Consider the following 11770-nt stretch of genomic DNA (forward strand, 5'->3'; position numbering starts at 1 on the left):
GACGCTCTTCCGATCTGCTTAGATTTACCGAGGCATTCATAGCGGCCGTCATCCCAGATGTACCTGAGGCTTCATGCAAATAACGGGGGGTGTTTAACCAAACGTCTGAGCCTTTCTTAAGACAACCTGATAATTCCAATTCATAACCCGTAAGTACAGCAGCTCTTTTATTATTTCTTGTTTCTTGTTCAAGTCGATGGAATAAATCAATATCTCCTTGAGCAGAGGGATAGGGCCTGCCAGCCCAAATTACCTGTATAGGTTCATTGGTTCTGTTAGTCAGTTCATTAAAACGTTTTAAATCTTTCAATAATAACCATGCTCTTTTATAGCCGGCAAATCGGCGTGCCCAAACTATTGTTAATACGTTTGGGTCAAATATTTTGCCTGTTTGGTCAGCTACTATTTTAAACAATGCAGCTTTTAATTCTTTTTTACGATTGACAATCCCAGCGTTATCATTCGATTGCAAAAGTTCTTTTAATGGTAAGTCTTGCCAATAATTGGTGTTTTGTGCATTGGTTATGGCCGTCATATTCATCTCGCCCAATAGGTGCTTGTAAAGGTCTTCCTTACACACTTTTTCATGAAGTTTGGACACCGCATTTTGCTTATGGGTGCACTTTAATGCCGTTTCGGTATAGCTAAAAATCCCATTTTCGATATAGCTTGCTTTATATACTTCGTCCCAAGAAACCCCACAAAAGAAGGACATTTTCCAAAGTTGTTCCAAAGGTCTTCGTTCGTTCCCGGCCTGCTCGGGTGTATGTGTGGTAAAAACAGTTTTTTGTTTGACGACATCCCAATTATTGTATTCTTGATGTAAACCATAGATTAATGGTAAACCATGGGCTTCGTTCAGATGCCATACATCTGGCTCAATCTCAAGCATTTTCATTAATTTATGAGCTCCTGAACCCAATAATATAGACTCTGCAATACGCGAAAGATCGTTTGGTGCATACAATCGCTCGGCTATGGTTTGTGATAAATAATCGTTTTCTGGCAAATCAGTACTTAATAAAAACAATGGGGCAGTCCTAAATGTATCTGGAGGTAAAAGCCAAGCTTTGACCCACACTGGATGTTCATTAACTGTTATTTGAAATTTTATTTCAGTATCTATCAAGAATGAATACTCTTTTTTGATGAAACTTATTTGCATACAGTTGTCTGCATCGCGTGTTTGGTCGTAATACCCATATTTCCATAAAATACCAACCCCAATCATGTTTTGATTAAGTTCATACGCACTACGAAAATGAGAACCCGCCAAAAATCCCAATCCTCCCGAATATATTTTGAGGCATTGATCTATTGCAAACTCCATAGATAAATAGGTAACCAATTTTTGATTTGGCTGTACCGATAGGTATTTAGAGACTATAGCTTTTGTTTCTGTTAACGACATAATTTCTATTTATTAGAATGAAAAACTTAAACCCGCTTTATTCATTTGAAAACCTCCCGATTTTGTCGGGACTGTAGCAAAATTGCTTCAAATCAGTTCGTAAACCCATTTAAACTCAATCGCTAGAACCCTTCGACATTACTCAGGGTAAACCGCTATGCTAATCTCGTTTAAATATTCAATTCATTCCCACTTAAAATACCTTGCTCAAAAGAGTCTAAATTCTTGATGGTAGTTTCGGCAATATTTGTCAAAGCAGTTTCGGTTAAAAATGCTTGATGACTGGTAATTAAGACATTCCGAAAGGTCATTAAACGAGCTATGGTATCATCTTGAAGAATATCAAGTGAGTGGTCTTCAAAGAATAACCCTTCTTCCTCCTCATAAACATCCATTCCGAAATAACCAATTTGTCCAGTTTTTAGGGCGTCGACAGCATCTTTCGCATTGACCAAACCACCACGGCTGGTATTAACGAGCATTACTCCTTTTTTCATCCCTTCAATGCTAGCTTTATTGATAATGTGCTTTGAAGTTTCAGTGAGAGGTAGGTGGAGTGAAATAATATCAGATTGACTACAAAGCTTGTCTAATGCCACATATGTAGCACCAAAATCTGTTTTCAAGGATTCATTTTCAATTTTATCATAAGCTAAAATTTTGCAACCAAAACCGTGTAAAACCTTCGCCACTTGGCTGCCAATTTTACCTGTACCGATTATGCCAACGGTTCTGCCGTGCATATCAAAACCTGTGAGTCCGTTAAGCGAGAAATTGAGCTCATTGATACGATTATGGGCATGAACCAATTTCCTATTCAAAGCCAACATCAATGCAATGGCGTGTTCGGCTACGGCATATGGCGAGTATTCTGGCACACGAGCTACTTTTATATTGAGCTTTTTGGCTTCTTTTAAATCTATGTGATTATAGCCAGCCGAACGCAAAGCAATATATTCAATTCCTAAATCTGATAAATTTTGTAGAATTGGTGCACTTGCTTTATCGCTTACAAAAATGCAAATGGCTTTGCAGTCAAGGGCAAGCTTGACGGAATATTCAGAAAGCGTTTCTTCTAACAAAAGCAGCTCGTGCTTGTTGTTATTGGCTTTTACAATCGAATCTAATTCAAATTGGTGTGTACTAAAAAAGGCTGTTTTCATAGCTTTACTTAATCGATTTTTACATTAAATTTATCCAAAGTGTTTTTTTAAACTGCAGTCTGACATGGAAACCTAGTTTTTACTTGTTTTTGAAGTGTGTTAAGACTTTGGTTTACTGATGTTATTTTTTGGAGCACCAATTTTTTGAAACAGTTTTTGTTTCGAAAAATCCATTTTCCGTGTTTATTAGCTCTCATCATTAAGTGCTTCAAACCCGGATACCACATCAAAAAGCTCTTCATCAATCAAAGCTTGACGGATGCTATGAAATTTGCGGTTTAAACTTTCCATTAGTTCTCCAATATTTTTCTCTGCCCGCTGCATGGCCAGCAGTCGACTGGCATTTTCACTGGCCAATGAAGCTGCACTTGCACCAAAGAGGGAAACAAATAGATATTCATGAATTAAAGCCAACAGGGTAGATTGCTCTCCTCCTGCAACTTGAGGCGACAGTTTTGTAGGCCACACTTGCTTCGATATATCCGTTTTCCAATTTTGGTCTAAAGGCAGTAATTGTTTCACTACTGGCGAATAACCTATACCACTGTTATTGGGCTTATTGTGAAAAACATAGAAATGGTCGATCTGATTTGCCGCCATACGCTCTTCACTTTTTATCAATAATTGACTAACCAGAGGTGTCACTCCATCTACCGAATTAGGGACGGGAAAGATTTTAGTAACCATATATCCCTGATCTAACAACACTAATTTCACACGTTCACCAACTGCCCAAATTGTTTTTTCTCCTTGTATTTTATTCAGGTGATTGGTTACAAAATCGGCCAAAGTATTATTAAACTGCCCCACAAGTCCTTGGTCTGACCCAAACACAATGGCACAGGTCGCTTTATGGTTATTTTTAGTCGGGTTTTGATGCTCTGTGCCTTTTATTAAATGAGCCAGGAGACCCAACGATACGGTACGGTTATAATCTGATATAGCACTTACAGCTTGCTCATATTGTCCAATATTAGAAGCGGCCATAGCTTTCATGGTACGCACTACAGATTTGAGATCTTCTGCCCCAACTAATTTTCTTCGTATATCAGCTAGCGTTTCCATCAGTTATTAGTTTCGTTAGTGGTTGGTTTTTCCTGAAAAGGCGAAACTATCCGCTCCACTAGTTTCAGTATAGTGTTTTTGTCTTCCTCGTTTAATTTATCAGTTGAAGACAGCCTTTCAAATACTTCAATAGGAAGTTTTTGACTACCTATTCCTAAGCGTTTTTCTACCTCCTGAATTTTATGAATTGGAACCGTATCGAAAAATTCATTTGTTAAGGCTAACAGTACTACAATTTGTTCAGTTACAGACATCGGTTGTAATTCTTGTTGAATCAACCAAGAACGTATGCGTTTACCATGATCTATGGTTTTTTTGGTAGCTTCATCTAGTCGGGTACCAAAACGGGCGTAGTTTTCTAACTCTTCGAATTGGGCATACGCTAATTTAAGATTGCCAGTGATGGAGCGGTAAGCCGGCAATTGTGCCTTTCCTCCAACCCGCGAAACAGACTTTCCAACATCAACGGCCGGTAAGATCCCCAACTCAAATAGTTTTGGAGAAAGATAAATCTGACCATCCGTGATAGAAATGAGATTGGTAGGAATATAAGCGGACATATTTTGAGCTTCCGTTTCTATAATCGGTAATGCTGTTAATGAACCACCACCAAGTGCTTCACTCAAATGTGTTGCTCTTTCCAATAACCTGGAATGGATATAGAAGATATCTCCAGGGAAGGCTTCTCGTCCCGGTGGTCTTCTTAAAAGTAATGACAATTCACGATAGGCTCTTGCATGATGTGTGAGGTCGTCATAGACAATCAATACATCCCGCCCTTGTTCCATATAATATTCAGCAATACTTGTTGCTGCGTAAGGGGCAATGTACTTGAGCCCCGGCGGGTCGTTGCCTTCTGTTACTACCACTATGGTGTATTCCAGTCCTCCTTTTTCTTTAAGGTGGGCAATGAATTTAGCTACCGATGACGCCCGCTGACCAATGGCACAATATACGCAAATGACATCTTTTCCTTGCTGATTTAGAATGGCATCAAGGGCAATGGCCGATTTACCCGTTTGACGGTCACCCAAAATAAGTTCACGCTGCCCTCTGCCAATAGGAATTAGTGCATCAATTACTTTTATCCCTGTTTGAAAGGGAACGGTCACAGCAGCTCTATCCATGATTGGTGTAACTGGACGTTCTATGGGCAAGCGTTCTGTGCCTATCAGTGCTTCTTGACCATCGAGTGGTTCTCCTAAGGGGTTTACAATTCTGCCAATCAATGCATTACCTACAGGAATATCCATAACTCGGTTTGTGCGTATGACTTCATCGCCAACGTTTAACATGGATTCATCGCCTAATAAGATTACGCCAATTTCCTTCTCGTCAATATTGTAGGCGATGCCGAAAATGTTCTTCGGAAATTTCAACAATTCTTCAAAGCCAACTCCAGGAAGACCTGAGACTTTGACAATTCCTGCCGATACACTGACCACGGTTCCCACTTCACGAGGAGTAAAGGCAAACTCGTGACTTTCTCTAGTTTCGTGAAGTAGTTTAAAAGCATTTAGAATGCTAGTTTCAGTGTCGTTTATAGGCATAGCTTAGGATAAGATGGTTGCTTTTTCTAGAACGTGTTCTTCAAGTGTATTCAGATAGCTTTCAATAGACCATGAAAGTTTGTATTCACCTGTACTCAGCTCAATGCCAACAATCAATTCAGGAGTGACTTCAACCTTAAATGTTGCGGTTGTTTTTAGCAATGCATTCACCCGTTCCTTAATCAGTTTTTGTTGTTCTTTCGGAAGCTGGAAGGCACTTCGCAATGAAATGTTGCCATTTTTGAAAGCATCTTTGAATTCATTTAGTTTATCACCTTTCAAATCATTTAAACGATTCATGAAAACCGTGGTCGCCTGTACTTCTAGATCTGCCGAAGCAAGGTCGGAAAGTGCTTTTCTGGAAACAGCGAACACTTCATCTTGAATTTTATGAACAAGTGCAGCATTCCTATCCTTTTGTTTTTCTTTGGCCGCTTTTTCTAACTGTATTTTCAGAGCTTCCGCTTCGGTTCTAGCGGATTCTAAAAGTTCTGTACCCTTAGCTTTAGATTCGGAAATATACTTCTCCATGATCGCCTTTTTCTCCTCATCAAAAGTCAAGTTCTTCTGTTTGAGGTTTTCTTGCTCTTTCAATGCGACTACTTTTGTAGCTTCGGCATCATTTAATTGGGCTTTGATTTTATTCTCCCTTTTACTAATAGCTTCCAAGACAGGCTTGTACAAAAAACGTTTGAGCAGCCATACCAATAAGAAAAAATTGAGTATTTGGGCAATTACAGTAAACCAGTTGACTTCCATATTATTAACTTATTGTGCAATTACATAATTCCAAAATGGATTGGAAAAAATGAGAATCATAGAAACCACAAAACAATAAATTGCGGTAGACTCAATCATCGCCAAACCCACAAATAATGTTCGCGTAATGGTTGGGGCAGCATCTGGTTGTTGAGCAATTGATGTCAAAGCATTGGAAACGGCTTTGCCTTCGGCCAAGGCCGGAAACATACACCCAATTCCAGTGGTAAGACCTGCAGTAATAATAGAAACGATACCAATAAGTGTTAAACTATCCATTTTAAACTTTCTTTAATTTAGTTTTTTGTTATGATTTATCTTCTTTCGTCACCGCTGCAGCGATATAAACGGTTGCCAGAATACTGAAAATATAAGCTTGTACTAAGCCGGTTAATAGACCAAGCGTTGTCATAATAACAGGGAAAATAAAAGGAGAAACGCTCAATAAAACGGCGACAATCATGCCTCCACTCATGATGTTCCCAAATAAGCGTATGGTCAAAGCCAATGTTCTTGAAACTTCACTGATGATGTTAAACGGAAGCATAATGAACGTTGGTGATAAATACGATTTCAGATAAGCCCAAAGTCCAACTTCCTTGATCCCAAAAAATGGTACCGCTAGTAACACTGAAATGGCCAATGCTGCCGTAGTGGAAAGCGAACCTGTAGGGGGTTCATACCAAGGGATAATTATTAATATATTGGCGACCCCAATAAACAGAAATAATGTACCAATAAACGAAATGTATTTCTCTGGTTTTTGTAGTCCTACTTCTTTTATTTGACCGTTAATTCCTGTCACAACTATTTCAAGAAAACACTGCCAACGAGAAATTTGAATTGTTGATTTTAATTTTCGCGTGACCAAAAAGGATGTAAACACCAACAACAACATGATGGCCCATGTCATTACTAGCGTGAGATTGATTGATACAATCCCATACGACCAAAAAACTGTTTCATCGGGACTAAGCCACATAAGTCTTCTCTGTTTTTTGTTGTCTCAAATCGTATTTTTTAGTGAAGTGAATGACCATAAATCGAGCGATAAAAAATCCTGAGGAACATACAATCAATCGTACAAAATTGCCTGCACCGACGAAATAAAATCCGGTTAAAACGATTGCTAATCGCAAGGTCAAACTTCCGAAAAACCATAAAGCAGGTATTTTAGAGTAGGCCGCATTTTTAATGGTGAACCATAATCCTCCGAAAAAAAGAAAGCCCATGGTGATTCCGACCGAAAAAGCAAATACGATAAATGTTAGGTCATTCATTTTTTCTAATAATTTATTGTTATTCTTTTATAAGCCATTTCCAGGCCATCAAACACCCTGCTAAGAGCCCAACTATTAAAAGACTCAAGGTCCATGAGAATGATTGCGGGTAATCGGCGTCTAACCATGCACCCAAAAAGGCACCACCTATTGTGGGCACCACCACAGACCAGCCTACAAGTCCAAACATCCTCAATCCTGACCAAGCACTTTCCTTGTTTTCTTGTGCCTTTTTTTTTAGCCTGGCTTTTTCGGCTATCTTTTCACTAAAAGTGGTGTTGTTTTTTGTATCTCGTGGCTCCATTTTGTTATTCACTAAATTTCCCAAGTTGTAGCATGAGCCTCGTTTCTAGTTTTGCTATAACTGAACGTGTATTTTGTTCTCTTTCGTCCAACTGCTTGAACTCCTTTTCTACTAATTCGTGTAGTTTTTCTAAATCGACACCACTAATAGCGTTGCGAACAGATACCAACACTTCATTTCCGGCTTTCACCAGTACTCCTTCATCCACTGCCACGTAATGTACACAGTCCGACTCGTAGGATAATATTCCTGGAATCAACGCAGCGACACAGTCCAATCGCTGTGGCAAAAGACCGTATGAGCCTTCAAGCGTTTCCAAAACTATCTTGCTGACATTTTTTACCTCAGCGAATACACGAAATGGGAGTAATATTTTGAGTGTCATCGCCATTTAGTTTTCGTCCAATACCACTTCTTTTTCTTTTTTCAACAGGACTTCTTCAATGGTTCCTATCATATAAAAAGCACTTTCTGGAATGTCTTTAAATTCATCGGCAAGTATACGCTCACAGCCATCCAAGGCTTCTTCTAAGCTAACCTCTTTTCCTTTTATGTCGCTGAATTTTTCTGTGGTGAAAAAAGGCTGTGTAAGAAATCGTTCTAAACGCCGTGCTCTATTCACGGTATTGTGATCCTCTGTGGACAGCTGCTCCATCCCAAGCATGGCAATGATGTCTTTTAATTCCTCGTATTGTGCCAGTGTCCCTCTTACTTTTTGTGCTAATGCGTAATGTCTTTTACCAATAATTCCCGGAGTGGCCATTTTTGAATTGGACTGTAACAAGTCAATGGCTGGATAAAGGCCTTCGCTGGCTTTTTTTCTGGAAAGCACAATAGAAGCAGAAAGGTGAGAAAACGTATGCACTGCCGCAGGATCGGTTAAATCATCTGCAGGTACATATACCGCCTGAATCGAAGTGATTGCTCCCGTTTTAGTATTGGCTATGCGTTCCTCCAGCTGCGACAATTCCGTACCCAAAGTAGGCTGATAACCTAAACGGGAAGGCATTTGACCCATTAAGCCAGACACTTCCATACCAGCCTGAATGAAACGGAAAATATTATCAATCAGCAGCAAAACATCTCTATGCTCCTCATCTCGGAAATACTCCGCCATGGTCAAAGCTGCATGCCCCACACGAAAACGTGCTCCGGGCGGCTCATTCATCTGTCCAAAAAGCATTACCATATTGTCTAAGACACCCGCAGCCTTCATATCGTGGTAAAGTTCATGCCCCTCACGGCACCGTTCTCCAATACCGCAGAACATACTCACCCCTTTATTGTGACCCACCATATTGTGGATCATCTCCGTGAGTAAAACCGTTTTACCTACACCAGCCCCTCCAAAGAGACCGGCTTTTCCTCCACGCTCAAGAGGAATAAGAACATCTATCGCTTTAATCCCAGTAAGAAACACTTCTGACTTGGTTGATCTTTCGGCCAAGGAAGGGGGCGATTGATGAATGTTTTTCCATTTTACATCCTTTAGCTCTCCCTGATGGTCGATGGTGTTTCCAAAAACATCGAACATCCTTCCCATAATATTCTTTCCGACAGGAGCTGTCAATTGTAAGCCCTCCGTTTCTACCCGCATGCCTCGTGATAGTCCTTGTGTCGTGTTTAATGCTATGCCTCGCACTCGATTAGCATCGAGCTGTGCCAACACCTCAATAGCAACGTTTTTATCTTTTCCCGTATGAAGCAAGGTATTAATGGAAGGCAAATAGTCTTCAAATCCAATGTCAATCACACTTCCACGAATGCTGATGATCTTGCCTATTTTTAATTCACTTTTCAAATTCTAGTTCGGGTGTAATGTGTAGGATTTGTCATTTCAAAGTATCAGATACTTCTTTTTCCAGTTTGAAATAATGCTTTTAAACCCTGCTGCAATTTGATGAATGTCAGATATGAATCGCTTACACATTCGCAATTAAGAATTACATATATCACAGGTTTTCAGGGATAAGTTATCCTTGAGGTTTGTAGAAGTTTTGTGGCAAGTTATTGGCTTGCACTCAACTGTAGATAAAGTGTCTCGGCAGACTACCGTCCTCTTGCTATCAGATTATTTTCTTCTTGAGAAATTAACTAGTCTGAAAATTAAGACAAATACTGAACGTTGAGCAATTTCATTTCAGAGTTAAATTTATAGACGCTAAATATCCCTGTCGCGAGTGTGATATCTACTATTTTTTTTCGTCAATCTGTTCCAAATACATCATTAAGGCTATTGCCATGAGTCACGATGAGAACATTTTGATGGGCCTTTAGTTGTGGTTCTATTTCTTTAAGATAATATGAAACGGTTCTGTCAAATGTATCTTTAAGGCTTTCTCCATTGGACGGTCGAACTTCGAAACTTCTTCGCCATTTATGCACTTGATCCACACCAAATTTCTTTTCAGTTTTGGCCTTGTTTAATCCTTGTAATTTGCCATAATTTCTTTCGTTGAGTGCTTTTGACTTGAAAACGGGTATTTTTTTGTCAATTTCATTCATCACTATGGCTAAAGTATGAATAGCTCACTTCAAAACAGAAGTATAAGCAAGATCGATTTTATAGTTTTTCAGCAAAATACCTGCGTGTTTTGCTTCCACTTCACCTTGTGGAGTAAGGTCAATGTCAACTTCACCAGTAAATCTGTTTTCAAGATTCCAAGTGGATTGCCCATGGCGAAGAATAATTAGGATTGACAATATTTAATCCATTTTGTTGATGATTTCTGTAGGTAAATATTTCATATAGAATAGCGTATATCTTTAACTACACTGCTTGAGTGCCACAAAAATTACGATAAAAATTAAGACCGTTGACAAGCAGCCTCCACCTAGTTTTTTGGCTCCATAGCCTGCTATGATTGTTCTGAAAAAATTGTTCATGTTATGCGTGTTTAATTGTTTAGTAATAAACCAACCATTTTTTGGTATAAAAGACTTTCGTCAATGGGTTTTGCAATGTAGTCATCCATACCTATGGCTTTGCATTTTGCCAAATCCATTGTGGTTACATCTGCCGTTAGGGCAATAATAGGAATGGTAGACTTAAGCGTGTTGCGTATGTAAGCTGTTGCTTCAAAACCATTCATTTCGGGCATTTGCAAATCCATTAAAATAATATCATATGCATTTGTTTTTAGTTTTTCGATGGCAATTTTACCATCACTAGCAATATCGCAGGTAAATTCGAAATCGTCTAATATTGTTCTAATCAATAATTGATTCAAAGCAACGTCTTCAGCAACCAGTACTTTAAAATCTTTTAGATGTGGCTCCGAACTTGCTATTACGGGCTCTATTATTTCATCCGTATTGGCTTTTTTAAAACTTAGCGTAAACCCAAATGTTGAACCTTCGCCTATTTTGCTTTTTACATTCAATGTACCTCCCTGTTTTTCCACCAATTGCTTTACTATGGCAAGGCCTAAGCCCGTACCTCCGTATAAATATGACGTGTCGTGGCTTGCTTGTTGAAAGTTTTCAAAGATATCTGCTAGTTTGTCATCCGCTATTCCTATACCTGTATCCTTTACCGTTAACTCCACTGTGGCCATGTGGTCGTCTTCATTAATCAAGATTACGCTTACGTTAATTGTACCTTTTGAGGTAAACTTGACTGCATTGCCTACCAAATTCATGATAATTTGATGAAAACGTACAGAATCACCCACTAAAATTAATGGAATTCTTTCATCAAATTCTTGTACTAACTCCAAATTCTTTTCCTCCGTTTTTATTTCAAATAAATGAAGCACAGTGGTTAGTGAAGCCCTCATTTCAAAGGGTTTCTGCACAAATGTCATTTTACCAGCATCCACTTTTGCCAAGTCGAGTATATCGTCAATTAAAACAATAAGCGTATCCCCGCTTGATTTTATAGCTTTTAGATATTCTTTTTGTTTTTCCGATAAATCGGTTTTCATTATCACTTTTGTAAAACCTATAATTGAATTCATAGGCGTACGAATTTCATGGCTCATATTTGCCAAAAATTGTTGTTTCGACTCCAATGCAGATTCTGCTATTTTCGCCGCTATTTCAGCTTTGTTTTTGCTTTCTCGTAATTCTTCAGAAATTCTTTTTTGCTCACTGATATCCCGAATTGTAGCTAAAATAATGGTATCACCTTCGCCTTTGTAAAGTGGGCTTAAACTAACCTCAATTGGAAACTCACTACCATCTTTTCGTTTAGCAGTTAATTCTTTCCCCACACCCATTAAACGAGGTTTTGGATC

Annotated in this window: 12 protein-coding genes and 1 pseudogene; all 13 read right to left on the reverse strand. The window is 38.9% G+C overall.

Annotation, left to right across the window (positions count from 1 at the left end; translation table 11 throughout):
- Positions 1-1411, reverse strand: a 1411-nt coding sequence (gene glgP, locus ACTBZY_RS14565; protein WP_463047072.1) for an alpha-glucan family phosphorylase, incomplete at its 3' end; no start/stop codon positions are given.
- Positions 1412-1581: 170 nt separating this feature from the next.
- Positions 1582-2574: a 2-hydroxyacid dehydrogenase gene (locus ACTBZY_RS14570; protein WP_463047073.1), complete on the reverse strand. Its 993-nt coding sequence runs from the start codon at positions 2572-2574 to the stop codon at positions 1582-1584.
- A 186-nt stretch (positions 2575-2760) separates the two neighbouring features.
- Positions 2761-3639, reverse strand: coding sequence for a F0F1 ATP synthase subunit gamma (locus ACTBZY_RS14575; protein WP_463047074.1), 879 nt, complete (start codon positions 3637-3639; stop codon positions 2761-2763).
- Complete coding sequence (locus tag ACTBZY_RS14580) at positions 3639-5189, reverse strand: alternate F1F0 ATPase, F1 subunit alpha (RefSeq protein ID WP_463047075.1); 1551 nt, start codon at positions 5187-5189, stop codon at positions 3639-3641. The genes ACTBZY_RS14575 and ACTBZY_RS14580 overlap by 1 nt, the downstream gene beginning before the upstream one ends.
- Positions 5190-5192: 3 nt before the next feature.
- Positions 5193-5948, reverse strand: a complete 756-nt coding sequence (locus ACTBZY_RS14585) for a F0F1 ATP synthase subunit delta (protein WP_463047076.1) — start codon at positions 5946-5948, stop codon at positions 5193-5195.
- Between the two features lie 9 nt (positions 5949-5957).
- Entirely contained in the window at positions 5958-6227 is a 270-nt protein-coding gene (locus tag ACTBZY_RS14590) for a F0F1 ATP synthase subunit C (protein ID WP_463047077.1), read from the reverse strand.
- Positions 6228-6255: 28 nt separating this feature from the next.
- Positions 6256-6930, reverse strand: coding sequence for a F0F1 ATP synthase subunit A (locus ACTBZY_RS14595; protein WP_463047078.1), 675 nt, complete (start codon positions 6928-6930; stop codon positions 6256-6258).
- A complete protein-coding gene (locus ACTBZY_RS14600) occupies positions 6920-7228 on the reverse strand; it encodes an N-ATPase subunit AtpR (protein WP_463047079.1) in 309 nt (102 codons plus the stop codon). Before ACTBZY_RS14600 ends, ACTBZY_RS14595 begins: the two co-directional genes overlap by 11 nt.
- 19 nt (positions 7229-7247) lie before the next feature.
- A complete protein-coding gene (locus tag ACTBZY_RS14605) occupies positions 7248-7532 on the reverse strand; it encodes an AtpZ/AtpI family protein (RefSeq protein WP_463047080.1) in 285 nt (94 codons plus the stop codon).
- A gap of 4 nt (positions 7533-7536) precedes the next feature.
- Positions 7537-7923 carry a F0F1 ATP synthase subunit epsilon gene (locus ACTBZY_RS14610; RefSeq protein ID WP_463047081.1) on the reverse strand — a complete coding sequence of 129 codons (387 nt, stop codon included), beginning with the start codon at positions 7921-7923 and terminating at the stop codon, positions 7537-7539.
- On the reverse strand, positions 7924-9333 hold the full coding sequence (atpD, locus tag ACTBZY_RS14615; RefSeq protein WP_463047082.1) for a F0F1 ATP synthase subunit beta: 1410 nt from the start codon (positions 9331-9333) through the stop codon (positions 7924-7926). It abuts the gene before it with no gap.
- Between the two features lie 404 nt (positions 9334-9737).
- Positions 9738-10235 (reverse strand): annotated as a pseudogene (locus ACTBZY_RS14620) (2,3-bisphosphoglycerate-dependent phosphoglycerate mutase).
- Positions 10236-10429: 194 nt separating this feature from the next.
- On the reverse strand, positions 10430-11770 hold a 1341-nt coding region (locus ACTBZY_RS14625), incomplete at its 5' end, for an ATP-binding protein (protein WP_463047083.1).

It is taken from the genome of Arcticibacterium sp. (genome assembly GCF_055134445.1).